The organism is Streptomyces sp. DG2A-72 (assembly GCF_030499575.1).
Classification (GTDB): Bacteria; Actinomycetota; Actinomycetes; order Streptomycetales; family Streptomycetaceae; genus Streptomyces.
This window is the reverse complement of record NZ_JASTLC010000001.1, coordinates 8,562,326-8,584,137: the sequence shown is the minus strand read 5'-3', so window position 1 is coordinate 8,584,137 and position 21,812 is coordinate 8,562,326. Positions and strand designations below refer to the sequence as shown.

22 protein-coding genes and 2 pseudogenes are annotated in these 21,812 nt (G+C 70.4%); 8 read left to right on the top strand and 16 right to left on the bottom strand.

The window, feature by feature from the left end; all coding sequences use genetic code 11:
* Window positions 1–79 precede the first annotated feature (79 nt).
* On the top strand, window positions 80–760 hold the full coding sequence (locus tag QQY66_RS40835) for a DUF3159 domain-containing protein (protein ID WP_301985450.1): 681 nt from the start codon (window positions 80–82) through the stop codon (window positions 758–760).
* A gap of 45 nt (window positions 761–805) precedes the next feature.
* On the top strand, window positions 806–2,530 hold the full coding sequence (locus QQY66_RS40830) for a CocE/NonD family hydrolase (protein ID WP_301985448.1): 1,725 nt from the start codon (window positions 806–808) through the stop codon (window positions 2,528–2,530).
* Window positions 2,531–2,540: 10 nt separating this feature from the next.
* Here QQY66_RS40830 and QQY66_RS40825 read toward each other — a convergent pair whose 3' ends face one another.
* The 8 genes and pseudogenes from QQY66_RS40825 to QQY66_RS40785 form a co-directional block, all read right to left on the bottom strand.
* Window positions 2,541–2,669: a hypothetical protein gene (locus tag QQY66_RS40825; protein ID WP_301987792.1), complete on the bottom strand. Its 129-nt coding sequence runs from the start codon at window positions 2,667–2,669 to the stop codon at window positions 2,541–2,543.
* A gap of 36 nt (window positions 2,670–2,705) precedes the next feature.
* Window positions 2,706–3,043, bottom strand: a pseudogene (locus QQY66_RS40820) (cytochrome P450); the annotation flags it as partial.
* A 698-nt stretch (window positions 3,044–3,741) separates the two neighbouring features.
* Window positions 3,742–4,692, bottom strand: a complete 951-nt coding sequence (locus QQY66_RS40815) for an NAD(P)/FAD-dependent oxidoreductase (RefSeq protein WP_301985447.1) — start codon at window positions 4,690–4,692, stop codon at window positions 3,742–3,744.
* A gap of 22 nt (window positions 4,693–4,714) precedes the next feature.
* Window positions 4,715–5,168: pseudogene (locus QQY66_RS50610) on the bottom strand (hypothetical protein).
* 637 nt (window positions 5,169–5,805) lie between these two features.
* The gene (locus QQY66_RS40800) at window positions 5,806–7,095 is read right to left on the bottom strand and encodes a vanadium-dependent haloperoxidase (protein WP_301985444.1); all 1,290 of its coding nucleotides are present in this window, start codon (window positions 7,093–7,095) and stop codon (window positions 5,806–5,808) included.
* Window positions 7,096–7,876: 781 nt separating this feature from the next.
* Entirely contained in the window at window positions 7,877–8,911 is a 1,035-nt protein-coding gene (locus tag QQY66_RS40795; RefSeq protein WP_301985443.1) for an SDR family oxidoreductase, read from the bottom strand.
* Window positions 8,912–8,955: 44 nt separating this feature from the next.
* The gene (locus tag QQY66_RS40790; RefSeq protein ID WP_301985442.1) at window positions 8,956–10,191 is read right to left on the bottom strand and encodes a trypsin-like peptidase domain-containing protein; all 1,236 of its coding nucleotides are present in this window, start codon (window positions 10,189–10,191) and stop codon (window positions 8,956–8,958) included.
* Window positions 10,188–10,679, bottom strand: a complete 492-nt coding sequence (locus QQY66_RS40785) for a DoxX family protein (protein WP_301985441.1) — start codon at window positions 10,677–10,679, stop codon at window positions 10,188–10,190. Before QQY66_RS40785 ends, QQY66_RS40790 begins: the two co-directional genes overlap by 4 nt.
* Before the next feature lie 119 nt (window positions 10,680–10,798).
* On the opposite strand from QQY66_RS40785, the gene QQY66_RS40780 reads away from it, so the two are divergent.
* Window positions 10,799–11,728: a LysR family transcriptional regulator gene (locus QQY66_RS40780; protein ID WP_301985440.1), complete on the top strand. Its 930-nt coding sequence runs from the start codon at window positions 10,799–10,801 to the stop codon at window positions 11,726–11,728.
* A 231-nt stretch (window positions 11,729–11,959) separates the two neighbouring features.
* The gene (locus QQY66_RS40775; protein WP_301985439.1) at window positions 11,960–12,931 is read left to right on the top strand and encodes an NAD(P)-dependent alcohol dehydrogenase; all 972 of its coding nucleotides are present in this window, start codon (window positions 11,960–11,962) and stop codon (window positions 12,929–12,931) included.
* 70 nt (window positions 12,932–13,001) lie between these two features.
* Here QQY66_RS40775 and QQY66_RS40770 read toward each other — a convergent pair whose 3' ends face one another.
* Together QQY66_RS40770 and QQY66_RS40765 are read right to left on the bottom strand one after the other, a co-directional pair.
* Window positions 13,002–14,024 carry a hemolysin family protein gene (locus QQY66_RS40770; RefSeq protein WP_301985438.1) on the bottom strand — a complete coding sequence of 341 codons (1,023 nt, stop codon included), beginning with the start codon at window positions 14,022–14,024 and terminating at the stop codon, window positions 13,002–13,004.
* A complete protein-coding gene (locus QQY66_RS40765) occupies window positions 14,021–15,358 on the bottom strand; it encodes a hemolysin family protein (protein ID WP_301985437.1) in 1,338 nt (445 codons plus the stop codon). Before QQY66_RS40765 ends, QQY66_RS40770 begins: the two co-directional genes overlap by 4 nt.
* A gap of 278 nt (window positions 15,359–15,636) precedes the next feature.
* Here QQY66_RS40765 and QQY66_RS40760 point away from each other — a divergent pair, with 278 nt between their 5' ends.
* Window positions 15,637–16,092 (top strand): tellurite resistance TerB family protein, encoded by a 456-nt coding sequence (locus QQY66_RS40760; RefSeq protein WP_301985436.1) that lies wholly within the window; start codon window positions 15,637–15,639, stop codon window positions 16,090–16,092.
* 42 nt (window positions 16,093–16,134) lie between these two features.
* Here the strand turns inward: QQY66_RS40760 and QQY66_RS40755 are convergent, their stop codons facing one another.
* Window positions 16,135–17,067: a M56 family metallopeptidase gene (locus tag QQY66_RS40755; protein ID WP_301985435.1), complete on the bottom strand. Its 933-nt coding sequence runs from the start codon at window positions 17,065–17,067 to the stop codon at window positions 16,135–16,137.
* A gap of 6 nt (window positions 17,068–17,073) precedes the next feature.
* Entirely contained in the window at window positions 17,074–17,460 is a 387-nt protein-coding gene (locus tag QQY66_RS40750) for a BlaI/MecI/CopY family transcriptional regulator (RefSeq protein WP_301985434.1), read from the bottom strand.
* A gap of 190 nt (window positions 17,461–17,650) precedes the next feature.
* On the opposite strand from QQY66_RS40750, the gene QQY66_RS40745 reads away from it, so the two are divergent.
* On the top strand, window positions 17,651–18,226 hold the full coding sequence (locus QQY66_RS40745; RefSeq protein WP_301985433.1) for a TerD family protein: 576 nt from the start codon (window positions 17,651–17,653) through the stop codon (window positions 18,224–18,226).
* A gap of 16 nt (window positions 18,227–18,242) precedes the next feature.
* Window positions 18,243–18,485: a twin-arginine translocase TatA/TatE family subunit gene (locus QQY66_RS40740; protein ID WP_301985432.1), complete on the top strand. Its 243-nt coding sequence runs from the start codon at window positions 18,243–18,245 to the stop codon at window positions 18,483–18,485.
* A 27-nt stretch (window positions 18,486–18,512) separates the two neighbouring features.
* Here QQY66_RS40740 and QQY66_RS40735 read toward each other — a convergent pair whose 3' ends face one another.
* Together QQY66_RS40735 and QQY66_RS40730 are read right to left on the bottom strand one after the other, a co-directional pair.
* On the bottom strand, window positions 18,513–18,881 hold the full coding sequence (locus QQY66_RS40735; protein ID WP_301985431.1) for a hypothetical protein: 369 nt from the start codon (window positions 18,879–18,881) through the stop codon (window positions 18,513–18,515).
* Window positions 18,882–18,886: 5 nt separating this feature from the next.
* Window positions 18,887–19,660 carry a sulfotransferase gene (locus QQY66_RS40730; RefSeq protein ID WP_301985430.1) on the bottom strand — a complete coding sequence of 258 codons (774 nt, stop codon included), beginning with the start codon at window positions 19,658–19,660 and terminating at the stop codon, window positions 18,887–18,889.
* 257 nt (window positions 19,661–19,917) lie between these two features.
* Here QQY66_RS40730 and QQY66_RS40725 point away from each other — a divergent pair, with 257 nt between their 5' ends.
* Window positions 19,918–20,058: a hypothetical protein gene (locus QQY66_RS40725; protein ID WP_301985429.1), complete on the top strand. Its 141-nt coding sequence runs from the start codon at window positions 19,918–19,920 to the stop codon at window positions 20,056–20,058.
* Between the two features lie 70 nt (window positions 20,059–20,128).
* On the opposite strand, the gene QQY66_RS40720 is transcribed toward QQY66_RS40725, so the two are convergent.
* Both QQY66_RS40720 and QQY66_RS40715 read right to left on the bottom strand, forming a co-directional pair.
* The gene (locus QQY66_RS40720) at window positions 20,129–20,896 is read right to left on the bottom strand and encodes an ABC transporter permease subunit (protein WP_301985428.1); all 768 of its coding nucleotides are present in this window, start codon (window positions 20,894–20,896) and stop codon (window positions 20,129–20,131) included.
* The gene (locus tag QQY66_RS40715; protein ID WP_301985427.1) at window positions 20,893–21,810 is read right to left on the bottom strand and encodes an ATP-binding cassette domain-containing protein; all 918 of its coding nucleotides are present in this window, start codon (window positions 21,808–21,810) and stop codon (window positions 20,893–20,895) included. The genes QQY66_RS40720 and QQY66_RS40715 overlap by 4 nt, the downstream gene beginning before the upstream one ends.
* Window positions 21,811–21,812 lie beyond the last annotated feature (2 nt).

The following is a 21,812-nucleotide window of genomic DNA, read 5'->3' as shown; positions in this document are numbered from 1 at the left end:
TGACCGTGCCGCGACGGCACAGTTTCTCCTGGTTCTCAGCGCACCGACGGCACGGATTCGCGACGACCCAGGAGACGCCATGACCGAGCACCACGGCACCGAAACGGCCGGACCCACCTTCGCCCAGCCGACACCCGCTGAGCCCGCCCGGCAGAGCCAGGCGCAGCAGAGGCTCCTCGACCAGCTCGGCGGTACGAAGGGGATGACGTACTCGGCGATCCCGATCGCGGCCTTCGTCGCCGCGAATGCCGCTCTCGGGCTGCCGCTCGCGATCGGCATCGCACTCGCGGTGGCCCTGCTGATCACCGTGTGGCGGATGGCGCGGGGGGAGCCGTTCACCGCGGCGGGCGGCGGTCTCTTCGGCGTCGCGGCCGCGGGCGGTGTCGCGGCATGGACCGGCTCGGCGGGCGGGTTCTTTCTGATCGGGATCTGGGCGAGCTGCGCGGGCGCGGTGCTCACGGCCGTATCCCTGCCGGCCCGCAGGCCGCTGACCGGCCTGTTGTGGAACGCGCTGCACGGCAACCGGCACCCGTGGCGAAACGACCGTCCCAGCGTGCTGGCGCACGACGTCGCCACCGCCACCCTCGCCGTCCTGTTCGCGGCCCGGTTCGGCGTGCAGCTGTGGCTGTACGAGAACGACTCCACGGGCCGGCTGGCCGTTGCCAAGGTCGGCATGGGCGCGCCACTGCTCGCGCCGGCCCTGCTGGTCGTCTTCTGGGCGTTCCGCCGGTCGACCAAGCGGCTCGTCCAGCGGCCTTGACCGTACCGCGACGACACGCTGCCACACCCATCTCCGGAGGAGACCATGAAGAAGATCCCCCTGCCCGCAGCCACTGCACGGGCCACCGCCACCGCCACCGTCGCTGTCCTGGCGCTGGCCGGCGCCCACATCGCTTCCGCCGGCGCGGCACCGTCCGCCGCCCCCGCGGCATCCGCCGCCGATGACGCGGTGACGCACAGCGACAACGAGCGTGTTCCCAAGGGCGCGGCGTGGACCCAGCACTACTTCCCGTCCTCGGACGGCTCCGGCACCGAGCTGCACGCCGACGTCCTGTTGCCGGAAGAGCTGCCCCGGGGCGAGAAGGTGCCCGTCATCCTCTCCGTCGGCGCCTACTTCGGGCACTCTGGAGAGCTCACGGACGAGAAGTGGAAGAAGACCGGCCCGTCCGCACGCTTCAAGGACCTCGCCGAGGGCGGCGACCTGTTCGAGCGGGGCTACGCCTTGGTGCAGGTGGACCTGCGCGGCTTCGGCGGGTCCAGCGGCTGCCTCGACTACATGGGCAAGGGTGAACAGGCCGACGTCAAGGCGGCGATCGACTGGGCGGCGAAACAGCCGTGGTCCACCGGCAAAGTGGGCATGTACGGCAAGTCGTACGACGCGACGACCGCCCTGGTCGGCAACAACCTGGACCAGGACGCGCTGAAGGCCGTCGTCGCCCAGGAACCCGTCTGGGACATGTACCGCCTGATCCGCTCCAACCGGATCCCGAAGCTCGGCGGCGCCCTCGCCCCCAACACGTACAACCAGATCGCGCAGTTGCCGCCGCTGCCCGACGACCAGAAGCGCTACCGGAAGAACAACCAGTACGAGCTGAAGCACCCGGAATGCACCGCCTACAACACGGACAACAACCTCAAGCCCGACCCCGAGGACCCGTACTGGCGGCAGCGCGACCTGGCGAAGCAGGCCGAGGGCAGCGACACCCCGCTGTTCTTCACCCAGGGCTTCATCGAGTCGAACACCACGCCGGAGGCGATGCAGGAGTACCTCGCGGGCCACCAGGGCACCGAGCGCGGCTGGCTCGGCCAGTGGGACCACGTGCGCGGCAACGAACGCACCGAGGACGGGCGGCTGCAGATGGGTCGCGCGGGCTGGTTCAAGGAGGTGATGTCCTTCTACGACCAGCAGCTCAAGGGCATCGACCCCACGACCGACTACCCGGCCTACGCCATCCAGGACAGCACCGGAACCTGGCGCTCCCAGGACACCTGGCCCCTCTCGGACCGGTCCGCCGACGTACCGCTGCGCGACGGGTCCTTCGTGGACCGGGGCGAGCCCGGCGGCTCGGCGAGCATCCTCACGTGGTCCGAGCCGATCGAGCACGCCGTCCGCGTCACCGGCACCCCCAGGATCCGGATGGAGACCGAGGGCATCGGCAACGTCATGGCCAAGCTGTACGACGTCGCACCGGACGGCTCCGCCGTCATGTTCGACCAGCAGGTCGCCCTCGCGGACGCCTCCGGGCTGGTGGCCGTGGACCTCAAGTCGACCGACTGGCGGCTCGCGGCGGGGCATTCCCTGGCCGTCGAGATCGGCACCGTCCAGGACGGCGCGTGGATCGACACCCCGACCGGTGACCGCATCAAGGTGACCGACGCACGCCTCAGCCTCTCCGTCGACGACCCTGCCGACGACCGGCCCACCGAGGGCAAGCGCTCGCCGTACCTCGACACCTACGTGAAGGCGTACACGACGACGAAACTGGCCGCGCGGCCCCCGTCGTTCACGGTTCCCACGGCGCGTGACTGAACCGGGCGCATCACCGGCCGGTCTCGACCACGACAGCCAGGCGGTCCAGACCGCGAAGCCCGTTGTTGATCAGCGGCCGGCTGTGCTGGATCTCGAAGCGGGTGACCCGGTCGGCCAGCTGCTCCAGGAGCGCGGTCATCTCCAGCCGGGCCAGATGCAGGCCGACGCAGACGTGCTCGCCCCGGCCGAACGCGAGATGTCCGACGGGCGGGTGATGTCGAAGCGGTCCGGGTCCGGGCAGTGGCGATCGTCCCGGTTGGCGGAGGCGAAGAGGAGGGCGACCCGGGATCCCGCGGGCAGCGGAACGCCGCCGATCTCGTGATCATCGGTCAGCACGCGGCTGAACTGCGGGACCGGGGATTCGAGCCGGAGTGATTCGTTGATCGCATGCGGGATCAGGGAACGGTCCTCGCGCAGCCGGCGCCACTGGTCCGGATGCTCGGCGAACAGGGCGATCGCGTTGGTGATCGCGAGGATCGTCGTGTCCAGACTCGGGGTGACGTAATCGAGCATCATCATCGGGCACTTGTCCCGCGGAAGCTCGCCGCGATCGGCGGCCGCGTAGAGCTGCGCCGCCCATCCGTCCGGGTCGATCCTGCCGGGGACGGCAGTGGTCGCGGCGTACTCCATGAACTCCGCGACCGCCGGGCCGGCCGCGGCGGCCCGGTCGTCGGCGGGGCCCTGGGTGTTCCAGATCGCCGCGGCCCACTCGAGCATCTTCGCCCGCCCGTGATCACCGAGCCCGGCCAGATCCGACACCACGGTCATTGGCAGATACTCGGCCAGCTCGGTGACGACCTCGAACCGCCCCCGGTCGACCAGCCGCTTGACGACCCGTTCGGCCTCCGCCTCGATCCGCGGCGTCACCTCACGTATCCGGTCCGGTCGCAGCGGACGCCCGAGCACCGAGCGCATCGCCGTGTGCTCCGGCGGGTCGCTGCACAGGGTGATCCCCTCCAGCTGAGCGTTCACCTCGGGGTCGACGAACACTCCGCGCGCCGAGGAGAACGTCTGCCAGTCGTTCAGCGCGCCGCGCACGTCGTCATAGCGGGACAGCGCATAGAGGTCGTAACGCGACAGATGAACCACTGGTCCGAGGCGGCGGAGTTCGGCATAGATCTCGTACGGGTCGGTACGCGCCTCCTCGGTGTAAAGGTCGACATCGCTGGACGGAATCTCCGGCATCGGGCTCTCCTGAGGTGGTCCGGTGTTCAGCTCTTCGTGGTCAGCATCCGCAGGGCCTGCTTCGGTGACAGCAGGCTGCTGGCCGGTGCGAGCATGTTGCTCACCCGGAGGAAGTCGTGCGCGAGCCGCGGGTCCACCGCGGCCGCGGCGCGGAAGCGGTCGAGGTAGCGGTTGACGAGGCCGGACAGCGGCGGCCGTGGGCCGTCAACCTCCGGGAAGCGGAGATCGCTGCCGGTGGAGGCCTCCCAGGCACCGTTGATGATCTTGGCGGCCGGCGGGTAGAACCGTTCCGGCAGCCGGTCGGCGCCGTCGACCAGCAGGGTCTGCAGCAGGCGCGCCTGCAGCGCGGCGGTGGTGATGCCCTGGCCGTAGGTGGGGTTGAAGGAGGCCATCGCGTCGCCCAGCAGCAGGAAACCGGGCGGCGGTGGCGCCATCCGCTCCGGGTGCTGACGAACGCTGGCCGGGTAGCGCATCTTCACCGGCTCACCGAGCGGGAGGCCGTCCCGGACCAGCGAGACGATCTCGTCGCTGCCGAGGCTCTCGGCGTACGCCAGCATGCCTGCTTCGTCGGCGGGCGGGTCGGCGCCGAGCAGGCCGAACAGCACCAGGGCGACCTGCTGATTCTCCTCATGGACGATCGCGGCGCCGCGCGGGCTCCCCGGGTGGGGCACGACCACGGCGCGCGGCGGGTTGTTCCGCGCCCGATAGCGCCGCGTCAGGTAGACCACGTCCGCGGCCACCCGGGACTGCGGCGGCCGCGGGTGGCCGAGCTCCTCGAGCCGGCTCAGCGAGCGGGACGCCCGCCCGCCGGCGTCGATCACCAGATCCGCGTCGATCTCACGCTCCGCGTGACCGGCGTCGCGAGCCCCGCCGACGCGCACGCCGCTGACCGCTCCAGACCACCCCAACAGGCCCCGTACCTCGGTCTCCTGCACGATCTCCACACCGGCCAGCGCGGACACCCGCCGGGGGCCCACCAGTTACGGCTCGCTCACGCATTCACGGACGTGCGGTGAAGCGCCCGTCGGGCCGTTTGTGCAGCCGGCCGCGGTCGGCGAGCTTGGTCATCTTCGCGCGCAGCGGCTCCAGCTTGCCGCGCACCGAGGTGTTCAGGCCCAGCCGCTCGCCGACCGCCCTGACCTGCACCGGGCCGTCGGCCTCCCGCACGATCGCCCAGGATCCTGCGGGAGTCGCCGGGCAGCGCACCCTCGTTGTCCGCGTCGCTGCGGTGCGGGATGAGCAGGACCGCCCGCCCGGCCACCTGCGCCGATACCGGAGCGACAGCCTCGGCGTCGGCCTGGGCCTGGGCCTGCTCGGCCAGACGGTTCAACACCCGATCCGCGATCGCCAGTTCGTCCCGCTCGACCTGGACTTCCTGAAGCTGCTTGGCCAACTGCTCGGCAAGGGCGTCCAGTTCGCTCCGGCGAGCGGTGATCCACTGCCGCTCTTGCAGCTCCGCAGCCTCCCACGGTCTCGTGGCGTGCCGACCTGCTGACGGATCGTAGGCGGAGGTCGATCACGGGCGCAGCCGAACCCGGCACCCCGCCGGAACCGGACCTGTCCGATGATCTACACCATGGTCATCGGCCACCGACCGGCACGAGTACCCGAGTCGTCATTCAGACCAGACCCGTGACCTGCGAATTCACGATGCACCCTGCTCATTGGCGAGGCTTTTCAGCCGCTCCGCGAAGGCCGTCCCACGGTCGCCCTCGGCCTGGTCGAGAAGTGCGACCAGCTCTCAATTCCGGTTACTTAGCGTGTTACCGCAGGTGGCGGGGGTTGGGGAGCGAGTCTGTAAGGGCTCTAACTCTGTGAACTCTGCCCCGATTTGGGGTGATTGTCCGGCGAAAGCCCCACGCGGCAACGGAGTTCCCCATAGGCAGGAGATCGACCAAGATCCTTCTGTCGCACGAGGAACTCCGTTGGCTCAGTGTCGCACCCTGCCCGCAACAACCAGGCAGCATGACCGGATACGGCGACGGACCGGCCGTAAGCGGTATCTGTCGGCTTCGAGGCGACGGGCCAGGGCGCCGGTGTCGGTGCTGTCCCGAGCTGTCCTCCCGGCGGTGGTGGAAGGGACGGCCGCGTCAGCGCCGCTGGAAGGCGCGGTTCAGGACGTCGAGGGTGACCGCCAGCCCGAGCCGGTGCCCGTGCTCGGAGGCGAAGCGGTAATGCACGCCGGCCCAGATTCGCGCCTCCAGGAGTTCGGCTGTCGCCGCCTGAAGGCTGTCGTAGTGGCGGGTCGTGCCGGAGGCGGGGCTGTACGCGGCGAACGTGAGGTCGTCTCGGCCGAAGAACGACCCCAGGGCCGTCATGACCGCCGTGGTGAAGCAGGCGTGGCCCGACGGGTACTCCGGCGACGGGGCGGTGACCCGCAGCGGCGTCCAGTCCGGGTCGGGATCGGTGGCCGCGTTGCCGTCGGCGCCGGCGAGCGGAATGGCCGTCACTGGGCGCCAGAAGTTCCAGTGCGCCTTGGCCTTGTAGCAGGCGATCAGGGTGTCGGCGGAGGCCACGTACACCATGGCGAGCAGCCGGGCCGTCCGGAGGCTGCTGAGGCGGTGCGCGTCGGCGAGTTGCCGGGTGATCGACCATTCGACCATCCGGGGGTCGTCCCACCAGATCGCCGCCTCGGTCTGGTCCTCGGTGCGGACGGTGCTGGTGGCCGCGCCGAGGCTCTTGGCCTCGTTCAGGTCGCGGGCCCAGGCGGCGCCGGTCAGGGCCGGCGGGGGCTTGACCCGGTAGGCGCCGGCGTCGGGGACGACGAACGGCTTCAGGTTCGGGACCCAGGCGCCGACGCCGACGTAGCCGGGCGGGGTGAGCCGGTATTCGCCCGGCTCGGTGCCGACGGTCCACGGCGCGGTGGGGTCGAAGCCGTCGTCACGGCGGCTCTCGGTCATCGCCGCGGCGGCGGCCCTGCCGACGGCCACCCCGCCGTCCTCGGCGCGGCCGTCGGGGATCGCGGCCAGCGCCTCGTCGTACCGGGCTTTCAGCGACTCGGCCTGCCCGGGGAAAAGCCACAGCAGCGTGTCGTGGGCGGCCGCGGCCACCGCCGCGGCGGTGGAGTCCCCGGGGCGGCTGCGGGGCGCGCTGACCAGGGGCTCGTACGGACGGCCGGCGACGGCGTTGACCGCGTCGTACACGGCGCCCTGCACGATGGCGAAGCTGCGGGTGCTGGTGGTGGGCGACTGCTTGGCGGTGTCGTGGATGGCGGTCTGGGCGTGGATGTTCCAGGCGATGACGGGATTGCCCGGGGCGGCCTCCACACCGCTGTGTGCCTCGGCGGTGGTGGCCGTCAGTGGGACGGTCAGGGCGAGTGCGGTGAGGACCGCGATACGGCGTAACCCTCTGAATGATCCGGCGAGCGGGCGTTGTGTCACGAGACCCCCATGGGCTAGTCGGTGACAGATTGTCCGAGCCTATCGGCGGGGGTCAGTTTTTGTCGTTACATCGACAATCATCGACAATCCGACGGGGTTCACACCCGTCCGTCCGTCACCTCGGCGACGAATGCGCGGGCTCCGGCCGGGAGCACTCGGCCGGAGCGCCCTCCGGGCGGGCCGGTCGGCCGTGGTGGCGAGGTCGGTCGCGGGGACGGAGGGCACGGACAGAAGCGCATCCGCTGGGAAGCCGCCATAGCAGACGCAGGCCACCCACTTCATTGACCTCGCAATCCACGTCGACCTCGGAGAAACCCAACAGCGGCTCCGGCCTCCGGCATGAAGTGAGCATAGTAACGGGGGTGATCGCCGACGAGGAGAGCCCAAGCCACCGCCCTTCGGCGCTGCCTCCCACTGCCAGTCCTTTGCTCCCTTGGCGCGCTGCGGGATGATTCCCGCCTTGGCCAACGCGGGTTTCCAGGTGACGCTTCCCCTCCTCGGCCACAGAGGAGGGCATGTCGACAACCTCCCCGGCTGTCCGGTTGCGCGGATTGATGACGTGGCGGACTCGAAGCGCCCTCTCCAACGGCCAAGCCTCGCGTCGCTCCTGTGGTGCCTTGGGCCACCGCACAGAATTCGCGTGCATAGGGTTCCCGGCAAGCCGCTTGTCATCGACGGCCGCTTCCAGAATGAGAGGAGAGCTTGGACAGGATGCCGCGTTGATGGTCGGACCGAACGACGAACCTTGGTGAGCACCGCCCGGTCGCCCGGCCCCCCGGGGTTACAGGAGGTCCCCGAATCCGGAGCCCTCCATGACCTCGCGCTGGAAACGCTCGTGCACGCCGTGCACCTCGCCCAGGAAGTCCGCCGCGCCCGCGACGAGCAGGCGTACGGGCCGCTCGGCGCTCGGGGTCTCGATCAGGGAGGCGATCGCGTCGGCGACCTCTTGGTTGTCGGGCAGGCCGGGCTCTTCGACGAGGTGCCCCTCGGTGCGCCGGGCGAGGTCGCCGTACGCGGCGCGGCGCCGGGCGTCCTCGCGGCTGAGGCGGTGGAGATACCGCCGGTAGTACCCAACGCCGTTGGGATCGACCAGATCGGTGTTGTAGGCGCCGGGCTCGAGGATGACCACGTCCACCCCGAGCCGCCTCAGCTCGTAGCGGCTGGCCTCGGCCATGGCTTCCATGGCCCATTTCGTCCCGACGTACGCGCCCATGAAGGGGAAGACGAACCGGCCGAGTGCGGTGGTGGTCTGCACGACCAGGCCCTCGCCCTGCGCCCGCATCGCGGGCAGCACCGCGCGGTTCATCCGCAGGTGGCCGAAGACGTTGGTGTCGAACATCGCGCGCACGTCGTCGATGGTCATCGTCTCCAGGAGCGCGGGGTAGAAGTAGCCGGCGTTGTTGACCAGGACGTCGATCCGGTCGACGCGCCGCAGGACCCTGCCCACGCCGTGCTCGACCGAGGCCTCGTGCCGGACGTCGATGTCGACGACGTCGAGGGCGAGCGACTCCTTGGTCGCGGTGCTGCGCAGCCGCCGGGCCACTTCGGCGTTCGCGCCGTTCGTGTCGCGCATGGAGGCGAAGACGTGGTGTCCCGCGCGGGCCAGGGTGAGCGCGCTCAGGTGGCCGAAGCCGCTGCTGGTGCCGGTGATCAGCACGACCTTCCGGTCGCCGCGCGCCGCTGTCGGGCTCACGGCTGTTTCCGCCGCCGCGGCCCCTCCGGCCGGCAGTCCGCTGCCGACCCCGACGGCCGCTCCGGCCGCGAGGACTCCTCCGGCTCCGAGGACCCTTCTCCGCTCGATGTGCGCTCGTGACATGACGTCCCTCCAACTCGTAGTGATGTGCGACTGGTTTCTTGCAGTCAGTTGCCGCGCACGATTCCCAGTGCGGCGTTGCGCGCGACGTCGACAGGGATCGCGACGCCGCCCTCGCTCGCACCGGCCGCCATGGTGAGCACGCCGAGCACGTCGCCGTCCTCGTTGACCAATGGCCCGCCCGCGCTGCCTCGGGGCACTTCCGCGTCGATGTGGATCGCCTCCAGTTCGCCGCCGCCGTCCACCGGCACGGGGTCGCCCAGCGCGCGGATGGAGCCGGCGGTCACCGCACCGGAGGCGCCGATCGCGAACGCCCGGTCCCCGGTGCGAGCCTCGGACAGGCCGGAACCGGAGTGCAGCGGCGGCAGGCCCGAGTCGTCCGCCACGCGCAACGCGGCGATGTCGACATCGCGTTCCCGGCCGAGCACTCGTGCCGTGAGCCGACTTCCGTCCGGCTGTACCACGGTGACCTCGCGCGCGTTCGCGACCAGTTGGGCGCTGGTCACCAGGATGCCGGGCACGGCGACGCGGAACGCCGATCCGGTGCCGTCCGGCCCCTCCAGCGAGACCACGCTGTCCGCCGCCCGCGCCGGGCCGGCGCTCAGCGCGGCTGCCTCCGGACCGAGTTCGTCCCATCCGCTCGGATCGACCCGGTCGACCAGTTCGAATCCGTTGTCCGCGCGGGCATAGAGAGCCGCTTCTCCCTCGCCGAGCGTGACCGCGGGGGCCAGCACGCTCGGGTAGACCCCATGACTGACGATGATCAGGTTCGGCTCGTCCGCCTCAGGCGCCCGCTCCTGGATGCGCTGGTTCAGACGCCGGTCGGCCTGCTCATCCCGCTCGGGGTAGAGCCGTTCGAGGCCATGCACCACCTCGAATCGGTCGAAGGCCAGTTGGGCGGTGTCCCTGCTGCGACAGTACGGGCTGGCCCAGGTTTCTCCGACGGGGATGTCCAGCCGGCTGATGGCGTTGCCGATCGCCTGTGCGTCGGCGCGCCCCTCGCCGGAGAGATTGCGTTGGGTGGAGCAGTCGTCCAGGTCGACGGCGGGATCGTCCGGACGGGACTGGTCTGTGGCGGCGTGCCGGATGACGACCGTGAAGCCGCCGTCCCGCAGCCTGGCCAGCAGGTCGTCACCGCCCTGCGCCGAAGGTACGGACGTCGTGGCGCCGGTACCGGTGCCCGTCCCGGTGTCACCTCCGCCGGTGCACGCGGCCACCGCCAGCACGGCGCCGGTGATCAGCGCCACGGCACGGGCGGCCCGTGCGAAGAACTCAGGCGTCACCGAGTGGCTCCGACACGTGCGGAACGGCCGGAGCGGGTCTGCCAACCGGCGAACACCCGGTCGACGCTGAACCGGCCCCCGCCCGTACCCAGCAGCGCGAGGGAGGCCGCGAGCATGATGAACGCGAACCCGGAGCCGCTGCCGTCCTGACCCATGACCAAGGGCTCACCGCGATGCACGAAGACCAAAGCGCCGGCCATCACCACCGCGAAACCGGCACCGATCAGCCTGGTGAGCGCCCCGAGCAGGACCACGATCCCGCCGATCAACTGCATGTAGGCACCGAACCAGGCACTCAACTCCGGCAACGGAATACCGGCGTCCCGGTAGTTCGCGACGTTCGTGCCCGCTCCACCGTCCTGGGACGCGTCGCCCCAACCGTGCGCGATGAAAACGGCGCCGACCGCGAGGCGCAGTAACAGAAGGCCGATGTCGGTGGCGAGACGGTGCGCGTTCTCGCCCGATAGCCGGCGGTTCGGAAGATTCATGACGTTCCCCTTCGTCTGGCGTGGGCCCGGTGGCTTCGACGCTCGCCCTGCCCCCACCTCAGCACCGGCGACGGTTCGGACGGAAAGACCGATGCGATCCGGGCTTATACTCTGTGGGTATGGAGGGCCTGGACGTGCGTGAACTGCGCTACTTCGTCGCAGTGGCCGAGGAACTCAACTTCTCCCGCGCCGCCAAGCGCCTCGGCATGGCGCAGCCTCCGCTGTCGCGGGCCATCAGCCAGATGGAACGGCGCCTCGGCGCCGACCTGTTCGACCGCAACACCCACCGGGTCGCGCTGACCGACTTCGGCAAGAGCATGCTCGACGAGGCACGGTTTGCACTCGATGTGCTCGCCGGGGTCACCCGCAGGGCCCACCGCGCCGCACTGACCACGCCCACGCTGGTGGTGACCGCCAAGCCGGGCATCGCCACCGGCATGCTCCGACGCATCGTGGACGCCTACACCGCACTGCCCGGCGCCGCCCGCGTCGAGATCGTGGTCAGCGGCTACCGTGGCCAGGCGGAAATGGTCCGCGACGGACGGGCGGACATGGCGCTGCTCAGCTCCTACTTCGACCAACGCGGGCTCGACGTCGAGCCGTTGACCGCCGAACGCAGAGTCGCGGCCCTGCCGGCCGGCCACCCGCTCGCCCAGCATGACGAACTGCGCTGCCGCAACCTGGAGGACGAGCCGGTACCGCACTGGCCGCGGATGACACCGGCAGAACACGCGTACTGGTCCGGGCGTGACCGCCCCGCCGCGCGAAACCCGTCCGGTATCTCCGAGACCGAGGCCGCCCCGCCCGGGCCACTGGTCAGCGACCCCAGCCAGCTGATCGAAGTCGTAGCCCTCGGACAGGCCGTCGCACTGATTCCACAGTCCCTGGCCGAGGCCAACCCGCGCACGGACATCGCCTACCGACCTGTCACCGACGCCACCCCCTACACGATCGCGATCGCCTGGTTCGAGGGCTCACGCAGGCACCATGTCGCCCAGTTCGTCCACACCGCGACCCGCCTCCACCAGCCCCAGAGCATGGCCGGCTGAACTGCTCTGCGGACGGTGTGATCGGCTGTTGGTGTCGGCATCGCCGCGGCGGCAATCAGGCTGTCGGGCGTCCGCCGTAGGGAAACTCATCGCGCCCGGCCCCAAGACCGTACTCAGGAATCTGGTCAGGCGTTCGAGCCGCCGGGATGCTCGGGACACGCTCGATGCGACCAAGACGCTCAGCGCAACCGGGACATGCGGTGTCGGGGCCGGCAAAAGGGGGGCCATGTCATGAAGGCGATCGTTCAGGATGCATACGGGTCGGAAGATCTGCTGGAACTGCGTGACATCGAGCGGCCCGTACCCCGCGACGACGAGGTGCTCGTCGAGATGCGTGCCGCGGGGGTGGGGCCCGAGGTGTGGCACCTGATGACCGGGCGGCCGTACGTGGCCCGGGTCGCGCTCGGACTTCGCAAGCCCAAGAATCCCGTGCGCGGCTGGGACGGGGCCGGGCGGGTCGAGGCGGTCGGGGCCAAGGTGACCGGATTCAAACCGGGGGACGAGGTGTTCGGCAACTGCGAGGGCTCGTTCGCGGAGTACGCGCGGGCCAAGGCCGACAAGATCGTGCTCAAGCCCGCCACCCTCACGTTCGAGCAGGCCGCCGCCCTCCCCGTCTCCGGCATGACCGCCCTCCAGGCCCTCAGCGGCAAGTCCCGCCCCCAGCCCGGTCGGCGGGTCCTCGTCATCGGCGCGTCCGGCGGCGTCGGAACGTACGCGGTCCAGCTCGCCACGATGTACGGCGCCGAGGTCACCGGTGTCTGCGGCCCCGCCGGCGCGGATCTCGTCCGGTCCCTCGGCGCCACCCACGTCATCGACTACACGCGCGAGGACATCACCGACAACGACCCGCACCGCTACGACGTCATCATCGACAACGCGGGGCTTCGGCCGTTGCCCGTACTCCGCCGAGCCCTCACGCCGCGCGGCACCCTCGTCATCGTCGGCGGCGAGGGAGGAAGCGGCTTCTTCGGCGGCATGAGCCGTGGCCTCCGTGCCGTCCTGCTCTCGCCCTTCATCGCCCAGAACCTCCGCAACCTCATCTCCCTCAGCCGCCAAGAGGACCTCCTGACCCTGAAAGACCTCGCCGAGAAGGGCCGGATCACTCCGGCCATCGACCGCGCATACCCCCTCTCCGAGGCACCCGCGGCCATCCGTCATCTGAAGCAGGGGCACCCCAGGGGCAAGCTCGTGGTGACCATCTGACGCACGTCTCGTCGCGTCAGCAGAAGAGGTTTCCAAGGTCAGTTGGTTGACCACCCGGACGAGCCCTTGGTCAGGCGGTCGCGGGTGCCGGTCCGACCAGCTCCGACAGCACGTCCTCCATCGTCACGAAGCCGAGGACGGCGCCCTTCTCGCCGGTGACCGCGGCGAGGTGGCTGCCGTCGGCGCGCAGGGCGGTGAGGGTGTCGTCCAGCGGGGTGTCGATGCGGACGCGGGTGACCGGGTGCAGTGTGCCGCGCGGGAACGGCTGGTCGCGGTCGGCGATGCCCAGGGTGTCCTTGATGTGCAGGTACCCGAGCAGCGTGCCGTCCGCACCGGTGACCGGGAAGCGGGAGTAGCCCGCTTCGGCGGCAGTCCGTTCCAGCCGCGCCGGGGTGATGGTGTGGTCCACGGTGCGCATCTGCTGCGCCGGGACGAGGATCTCGCCGACCGGGCGGGTACCCAGTTCCAGCGCGTTGCGCAGCCGTTCGCCGTCGGCCGGCGAGAGCAGCCCGGCCGCACTGGAGTCGACGACCATGCGGGCGAGCTGGTCGTCGGTGAAGACCGACTCCACCTCGTCCTTCGGTTCCACCCGCAGCAGCTTCAACAGCATGTTCGCGAAGGTGTTGATGCCGAACACGAACGGGCGCAGCGCGCGGGTGAGAGCGACGAGCGGCGGGCCCAGCAGCAGCGCGGTCGGGACCGGTGCCGCCAGCGCGATGTTCTTCGGGACCATCTCGCCGATCAGCATGTGCAGATACGTCGCCACAGTCAGCGCGATGACGAACGCGATCGGGTGCACCAGGCCGTGCGGGATGTGGGCCGCCTCGAAACCGGGTTCCAGCAGGTGCGCGATGGCCGGTTCGGCGACGGCTCCCAGCACCAGCGAGGAGACGGTGATGCCGAGCTGGGCGGTGGCCATCATCGCGGAGAGGTGTTCCAGGGCCCACATGGTCATCCGGGCCCGGGTGCTGCCCTCCTTCGCGCGCGGCTCGATCTGGCTGCGGCGGACAGAGATCAGGGCGAACTCGGCGCCGACGAAGAAGGCGTTGGTCAGCAGGGTGAGCGCGCCGATGGCGAGTTGCAGGACGGTCATCGGGTCTCCTCCCCCGCCTGGGCCGGCACCCGGGCCGGTGCGGTGATACGGACACGGTCGGCGCGGTGATGTTCGACGTCGAGGACATCCAGGCGCCAGCCGTCGTCCAGGTCCAGGACGTCGCCCTTGGCGGGGATGCGCGCGAGGTGGGTGGCGACCAGACCGGCCACGGTCTCGTACGGGCCGTCCGGTGCCGTCAGTCCTATCGCGGTGAGCTGGTCGATGCGGACGGAGCCGTCCGCCTCCCAGGCCGCGCGTCCGTCGGCCGCGGCCGGTGCGGACTGCAGGTCCGGCACCTCGACGGGGTCGTGTTCGTCGCGGACCTCGCCGACGACCTCCTCGACGATGTCCTCCATCGTCGCCACCCCCGCCGTACCGCCGTACTCGTCGATGATCACGGCCATGGTGCGGGTGGAGCGCAGCCGCTGCAGCAGCCGGTCGGCGGTGAGGCTGTCGGGAACCAGCAGGGGCGCGGTGGCCAGCTCGGTGACCGGTGTGACCGCGCGCTTGTCCGGCGCCAGCGCGAGTACGTCGCGGATGTGGACGGTGCCGATGACCTCATCCAGGCTGTCGCGGTAGACCGGGAAGCGCGACAGGCCGGTGGCGTAGGTCAGGTTCGCGGCGTCCGCGGCCGTCGCGTGCGCTTCGAGCGCCTTGACGTCGACGCGCGGGGTCATCACGTTCTCGGCGGTCAGCTCGCTCAGGTGCAGGGTGCGCACGAACAGCTCGGCGGAGTCGGCCTCCAGGGCGCCCTCGGCGGCGGAGTGCTCGGCGAGCGCGACCAGTTCCTCGGGGCTGCGGGCCGAGGCCAGCTCCTCGGCGGGCTCCAGGCCGAAGCGGCGTACGAAACGGTTCGCGGTGTTGTTCAGGTGCCGGATGAACGGGCCGAAGGCGGCGGTGAAGCCGCGCTGCGGGCCCGCCACCACCTTGGCGACGGCCAGCGGGCGGGAGATCGCCCAGTTCTTGGGCACCAGCTCGCCGACCACCATCAGCACCACGGTGGACACGGCCACGCCCAGCAAGGTGGCGACGGTGGACGCCGCACCGCCCAGGCCGATCGCCTTCAGCGGGCCGCGCAGCAGCGCCGCGAGCGACGGCTCGGCGAGCATGCCGATCACCAGGGACGTGACGGTGATGCCGAGCTGGGCGCCGGACAGCTGGACGGTCAGACGGCGTACGGCCTTCAGCGCGCCCTCGGCGCCGCGCTCGCCCGCCTGGGCGGCCCGCTCGAGGTCACCGCGCTCGACGGTGGTCAGCGAGAACTCGGCGGCGACGAAGAGGGCGCAGGCCAGTGTGAGGAGGAGGGCCAGCAGGAGCAGCAGGACCTCGGTCACCGTGCCACCCCCGTTCCCTCAAGTCTGTTACCTGGGCAGGGCATGGCACGGCCGGTACTGGGAGGTTCACCCATTGTGGGACTCTGGCTCCTTTTCGGTACGTCGGGTGGATGTAAGCCACTCTAGGCTTCTACTCGCTTGTAGAGAACGTGCGAGCCCGTCCCGGATGTTCCGCACGTGACGGACGTATTCAATGTATCTTCTACATTGCTGTAGAAGATTGCGGCTGCCCGGGCCGCGCCGGTCCGGGCACGCCTCCTGACACGTACGGAGTTCTCATGGCCCTGTGGGACCGCATCAAAGAGTCCGCATCGACGATGCAGACCCAGCTGACGGCGAAGAAGAACGACCTCAAGAGCGGCGCCTTCCGCGACGCGAGCATGGCGATGTGCGCCCTGGTCGCCGCCGCCGACGGCACCATCGACCCCTCCGAGCGCCAGCGCGTGGCCCAGCTGATCGCCACCAACGAGGTGCTGCAGAACTTCGACGCCACGGATCTGCAACGGCGCTTCGAGGACAACCTCAACAAGCTGACCGCCGACTTCGCCCTCGGCAAGGTGAGCGTGCTGCAGGAGGTCGCCAAGGCGAAGAAGAAGCCCGCCGAGGCGCGGGCGGTCATCCAGATCGGCATCGTCATCGGCGGCGCCGACGGCGATTTCGACAAGACCGAACAGGCCGTGGTCCGCGAGGCGTGCTTCGCGCTGGACCTGCCGCCGCACGAGTTCGAACTCTGAGGTCTCCGAGTGTGGGCGACGCCGCTCTGCCCCTTGCCGGGGCTAGAGCGGCGTCGCCGCGTGCAGGATGAGGGCCATCGTCACCGCCGAATTGGCGGACGACAGTGCTGATACGGCCGTACCCGCGGCCGCCGTCCACGCGGCCACCCCCACCGCTGTGAACACGGACGGCCAGCTGCGGGGCGCGGGGGCGGGCCCGAGGAGGGCCGCCACCCGGCGCGGCACCGGTCCGGGGGAGGCGAGACCCGCGAGCGTGGGGATCGGGGTGCCCCGGGAGACGAGCGCCGCCTTGCCGATCGCGTGGGCCACCGTCCGACGGTCGCCGATGACGCGGGCCGCATCCTCGTCCGCCCAGCGCTCGGTCGTGTACGTCACCGCTGTACGCAGGGGGCGCAGGAACGGGTTCGCGCGCGCCGCCAGCTGTGCGACCAGCAGGAATCTGTGGTGACGGGCAGCGAGATGGGCCCGTTCATGCGCGAACAGGGCGCGCCGCTCGGCGGATTGGAGGCCTAAGAGCAATGCCGTGGTCACCACGATGCGATCACGGGTGCCGCCGGGCAGGGCGTACGCGTACGGCACGTCGTCGAGCAGCACCGCGACCTCCGTATCGGGCAGCCCGGCCAGGGCCCGGTGGGCGCGGCGGCGTACCCGGCCGTGGCGCCACAGCGTACGGCCGCACACCACGGCCACGGCGATCAGCGCGGGGATGGCAGCTTTGCCCGCCACCTCGTCGTACGGGACGGCCGCGCGCACCTCGGGGTCCGACCAGCCGTCCGGCAGCGGATTGCCGGGGAGTTGGGCGGTGCCGACGACCATCAGCAGGCCGAGACACACCGTGCTGCACAGGGCCATGACGCCGGCCACGCCGGTGAGCAGGCGGGTGGCGATGCGCGGATGCAGATGGTGCTCGGCCAGCCGTGCGATCGGCCAGGCCGTGAGCGGCAGTACCAGCGGCAGGAAGACGAACACCCCCATGAGGCTTCAGTCTTCCCCTTCGGCCTTCGGCTGACCCAGCAGTTCGCGCAGGAGCCGCTCGTCATCGGGGTCGAGTGCGGTGACGAAGCTGGCCAGCACCGCCTCGCGGTCCTGCTCGCCGTCCAGCACCTTGCGCATCTTCCGTGCGGCCAGTCCCGCCTCGTCCGAGGCCGGTGTCCAGGCGAACGACCGTCCGGCACGCTCCCGGGTCACCGCGCCCTTGGCCAGCAGCCGGGTCAGGATCGTGATCACCGTCGTATAGGCGAGGTCACCGCCGAGCCGCTCCTGCACCCAGCCCGCCGTCGCAGGCCCGTCCGCATCCCGCAAGGCAGCCAGGACCTGCACCTCCAGCTCGCCCTGCCCCCGTCGCCGGGGACGGTGGTGATCCGTCACGCCCTGTCTCCCTTCCGCTGCCGCGCACGCCACGGGCGGTCCATCGTAAGGACACCGGGGATCACACGGTGCCCTCGAGTCCGGATCACACCTTTCATTATTTCTACAATGCTGTAGATTCTACGACGGCGAAACGGTGAAGGAAACCGCGACCGCAACCTCGACCGGAATCTCAACCAGGAGGAAAACAGTGGGTGTTTCCCTGTCCAAGGGCGGCAACGTCTCGCTCAGCAAAGAAGTACCCGGTCTGACCGCGGTCCTGGTCGGACTGGGCTGGGACGTGCGCACCACGACGGGCACCGACTACGACCTGGACGCCTCCGCCCTGCTGCTCGACACCTCCGGCAAGGTCCTTTCCGACCGGCACTTCGTCTTCTACAACAACCTCACCAGCCCGGACGGCTCCGTCGAGCACACCGGCGACAACCTCACCGGTGAGGGCGAGGGTGACGACGAGGTCGTCAAGGTGAACCTCGCGGGCGTACCGGCCGAGGTCGACCGGATCGTCTTCCCGGTGTCCATCCACGACGCCGAGAACCGCGGACAGAGCTTCGGCCAGGTCCGGGGCGCCTTCATCCGCGTCGTCAACCAGGCCGGCGGTGCCGAGATCGCCCGCTACGACCTGTCCGAGGACGCGGCCACCGAGACCGCGATGGTCTTCGGCGAGCTGTACCGGGGCGGCGCCGAGTGGAAGTTCCGCGCGGTCGGCCAGGGCTACGCCTCGGGCCTCGCGGGCATCGCCACCGACTTCGGCGTCAACGTCTGACCGGGGCGGCATCCACATGTTCGGACTGAGTGAGCTCGCGGTCATCCTCATCGTCGTCATCGCCGTACTGGCCGCCAGGAAGGGACCCGAGCTGGCTCGTTCCGCGGGCAAGGCGGCGCGCATCCTCAAGGCGGAGCGCCGGGCGTTGAAGGAGGACCAGAAACCGGACGAGGAGCGGACAGCGCCCCGTGTGATCAAGGGGGAGACCGCCACCTCCGCCGCCCCGGAGGCGCCTCAGCCACCGGGCACGGGGCGGTAACGGCTGCGGGACTGCGCGGAATTCTTCTCACCCTCGCCCGGTCAGCAGGTCGTGGACCGCCTCCGCGGTCTCCGCCGCGCAGTCCCGCTCACAGGCGCACACCTCGACGTACCGCGTGCCGCTCGCGGCGTGGCGTTCACGCACCGCCGCCACGCCCTCCTCGGCGCACGGCACGATCGCCACGATGCCGTTGCGGGCCAGTACCTCGGCCATCAGGCCGATGCGTTCGGGGTCCGTGTCATGGCCGTTGAGCCGGTCGAGCACCTCGACCCGGCGCTGTCCGGCCATCAGGCGTTCGGCGAGCGCGTAGGCGGCGCCGCGCCGGTCGGCGGCCGTCGGCCCGGTGACCCACACCGTGGCTCCCGGGCACGTGCATCGGTACTTCACGTCGGACATGTCGCTCAACACGGATACCCCCAGGCACGGGTGATGTCGCGCAGCGCCGCCGGAACGTCTGCCGCGTCCGGCAGCGCTCGCGCTTTCTGGATCTTCCCGGACTTGATGTTCTCGCTCCAGTCGCCGATGAAGGGCACGAACGGGCCGTGGTCACCCTTGCGGTAGTCGAGCATCCTCGGCGTCCACGGGACGCCGAGGTAGACGCAGATCTCCCGGGTGACCGCCTCGGGCCGCTCGGTCAGGTCCTCGTAGCGGACGGTGAGACCGGGCAGTGCGGTGCGGGCCGCCTCGACCGCCTCGACGTAGCCGCGCACTTCCCTTACGGTCGCGTCCGGATCGCGGTCGGGACGGTTGGTGATCAGTGAGCTGACCATCGACGCGGGATGGCGCAGCAGGAAGATGTACCGGGCCTTGGGCCAGCCCTCGTGCAGCCGCTCCCAGACGCCCGCGTTGCCGGGTGTCTTGTCGACGATGATCCGCTTGCCGCTGCGCACGAGTTCGCGGTGCAGCACGCGGTCCCACAGCAGGTACTCCAACTCCCGCTGGTCCAGTTCGAGTTCGGACATCGCCTTCTTGGTGTACGGCTTGTTCAGGTCGACGGAGAGCGTGCGCAGGTGCATCTCGTGCGGGGCGCGGATCTGCGGGTGGCTGTTGAGCAGGACCCGCAGCAGGGTGGAGCCGGAGCGGACGGAGGACAGGACGAACACCGGGGCCGGTACGAGCCGATGGGCCGACTCGGGCACAGGAGGCTCGCCGAGTCTGCGTATGCGCCGTCTCATCCCGCGCGCCACCCGGCGCACTCCCGGACCGACCGACCCGACCAAGACCATTGCCGTGCCTCCCTGACCCCCCGGCGTGCGGAACCTCACCCTCCTGTTGAAGGCTTGACCATACTGTGGCCGACGCATGGTTTCACCATGGGGGGCGGATGAGATTCTCCTGAGCATTCGCGCAGGGCGCCCAGCAGCATCGGCAGCGAGCGGTGGAACTCGCGCGCAGCCGGTCGGCCGGGTAAGAGGGGTCGTGCGCCTGCCAGTTGGCACGCTGGGCGATCGGGTCGCCCCACAGGGCCTTCCAGCGTCACGACCGGCACATCACGCAGTTCGGGCAGTTCCTGAGCGTCGGCGGACACCACTCCCAGCAGCACGAGGTCCGCGATCACGAGGGCGAGGAGTAGACGTAAACGGGCGGGGCTCCACGACATGGCGAAGTCTCCTTTCGTACAAGGGTGTGTACGTGCGCCGTCGTCATGCGTCTCGCTTGCGCAGCGTTCCGGCCGCGAGCAGAAGCAGCGCCCCCGTGCAGGCGGAGACGAGAAGGAGGGACGGCCAGGGGCCCAGGCTGCCGACCGTCTCGGCGGTGGCGTCCGAGGTCTGGGTGAGCTTCTGCAAGGCGGCCGTCGGCGAGAGGCCGGCCACCCAGCGCTGGGCGTCACCGAAGAGCGGGCCGAGGAGGGACGGCAGGAGCAGGACTGCGATGACCGCGGTGACGGCGCCCGCGGAGTGGCGGATGAGGGTGCCTGCCGCGAGACCCAGCAGCGCGGCCACGGCGAAGGAGCCCGCGACGCCGAACAGTGCGGGCCACGGCTCCCCTTGGGCGTACTTGCCGTCTTCGAGGAGTGCGTCGCCGACCAGGTAGGCGAGTGTGCAGGAGAGCAGGGCCAGGGCACATGCGACCGCCGCGATCAGGGTCGCCTTCGCGGACAGCACGGTCGCGCGGCGCGGGTTGGCGGCGAAGGTGGTGCGGATGGTGCCGCTGCCGTACTCGCCGGTGATCAGCAGCGCGCCGGTCACGGCGGCCAGGATCTGGGCGACGACGGTGAGGGAGAGGCTGCCGCCGAGGACCGTGTCGTCCGGTTGCAGACTCCCGGTCGCGGCGACGAACACCGCGCCCAGGACGGGTACGGCGGCCGTCGCGAGGGTCGTCCACACCAGGGAGCGCACACTGCGGAACTTGACCCACTCGTAGGAGAGGGCCTGCGGGAACCCGGCCCGGGCATCGATGAGGGTCGTCATCGGACGGCCTCCTGCCGTGTCCGGTACTCGGCCGAGTCCTGGGACAGGGCCGTGTAGACCTCCTCCAACGAGGAGTGGGTGTCGGTGAGTTCGTGAAGGGCGATTCCGTGATCGCGGGCCAGGTCGCCGATGGTGGCCGCGTCCAGGCCGTCCACGCGCCAGCCGCCCCGGGCTTCCAGGCGTACGGTCGCGCCCCTGGCCTGCAGCAGGTCGCGCAGCTTCTCCGGCTCCGGGGAGCGGACGAGCGTATGGGCGCGGGAGTTGGTCTCGATGAAGTCGCGGACCGTGGTGTCGGCGAGCAGTCTGCCGCGGCCGATCACCACCAGGTGGTCGGCGGTGAGCTCCATCTCGCTCATCAGATGGCTGGACAGGAAGACCGTACGGCCTTGTACGGCAAGGGACTTGAGTAGGTTGCGGATCCAGCGGATGCCCTCGGTGTCCAGGCCGTTGACCGGTTCGTCCAGCAGCAGCACCTCCGGGTCGCCGAGCAACGCGGCCGCGATACCGAGCCGTTGGGCCATGCCGAGCGAGAAGCCCTTGACCCGTTGTCCTGCCACATTGCTCAGGCCGGTCAGGTCCAGGACCTCCGCCACCCGGCGGCGCGGGAGGTTGTTGCTCGCCGCGAGACCGGCCAGGTGATGGTGGGCGGTACGGCCGCCGTGCACGCCCTTGGCGTCCAGGAGTGAGCCGACCGTGCGCAGGGGAGCGGGCAGTTCGGCGTATGGGCGCCCCGCCACCGTGACCGTGCCGGAGGTGGGCGTGTCCAGGCCGAGGACGAGCCGCATGGTGGTGGACTTCCCGGCTCCGTTGGGACCGAGGAAGCCGGTCACCCTGCCGGGGTGGACGGTGAACGTCAGGTGGTCGACGGCGGCTCTGTCCCCGTAGCGTTTGGTGAGGTCGCGTGCTTCGATCATGC

Coding starts and splice junctions, on each gene's coding strand:
- QQY66_RS40835 (WP_301985450.1), top strand. CDS start 80: ATGACCGAGCACCACGGCACCGAAACGGCCGGACCCACCTTCGCCCAG.
- QQY66_RS40830 (WP_301985448.1), top strand. CDS start 806: ATGAAGAAGATCCCCCTGCCCGCAGCCACTGCACGGGCCACCGCCACC.
- QQY66_RS40825 (WP_301987792.1), bottom strand. CDS start 2,669: ATGACCGCGCTCCTGGAGCAGCTGGCCGACCGGGTCACCCGCTTCGAG.
- QQY66_RS40795 (WP_301985443.1), bottom strand. CDS start 8,911: ATGTCACGAGCGCACATCGAGCGGAGAAGGGTCCTCGGAGCCGGAGGA.
- QQY66_RS40785 (WP_301985441.1), bottom strand. CDS start 10,679: ATGAATCTTCCGAACCGCCGGCTATCGGGCGAGAACGCGCACCGTCTC.
- QQY66_RS40780 (WP_301985440.1), top strand. CDS start 10,799: ATGGAGGGCCTGGACGTGCGTGAACTGCGCTACTTCGTCGCAGTGGCC.
- QQY66_RS40775 (WP_301985439.1), top strand. CDS start 11,960: ATGAAGGCGATCGTTCAGGATGCATACGGGTCGGAAGATCTGCTGGAA.
- QQY66_RS40770 (WP_301985438.1), bottom strand. CDS start 14,024: ATGACCGTCCTGCAACTCGCCATCGGCGCGCTCACCCTGCTGACCAAC.
- QQY66_RS40760 (WP_301985436.1), top strand. CDS start 15,637: ATGGCCCTGTGGGACCGCATCAAAGAGTCCGCATCGACGATGCAGACC.
- QQY66_RS40755 (WP_301985435.1), bottom strand. CDS start 17,067: ATGGGGGTGTTCGTCTTCCTGCCGCTGGTACTGCCGCTCACGGCCTGG.
- QQY66_RS40740 (WP_301985432.1), top strand. CDS start 18,243: ATGTTCGGACTGAGTGAGCTCGCGGTCATCCTCATCGTCGTCATCGCC.
- QQY66_RS40735 (WP_301985431.1), bottom strand. CDS start 18,881: ATGTCCGACGTGAAGTACCGATGCACGTGCCCGGGAGCCACGGTGTGG.
- QQY66_RS40730 (WP_301985430.1), bottom strand. CDS start 19,660: ATGAGACGGCGCATACGCAGACTCGGCGAGCCTCCTGTGCCCGAGTCG.
- QQY66_RS40720 (WP_301985428.1), bottom strand. CDS start 20,896: ATGACGACCCTCATCGATGCCCGGGCCGGGTTCCCGCAGGCCCTCTCC.
- QQY66_RS40715 (WP_301985427.1), bottom strand. CDS start 21,810: ATGATCGAAGCACGCGACCTCACCAAACGCTACGGGGACAGAGCCGCC.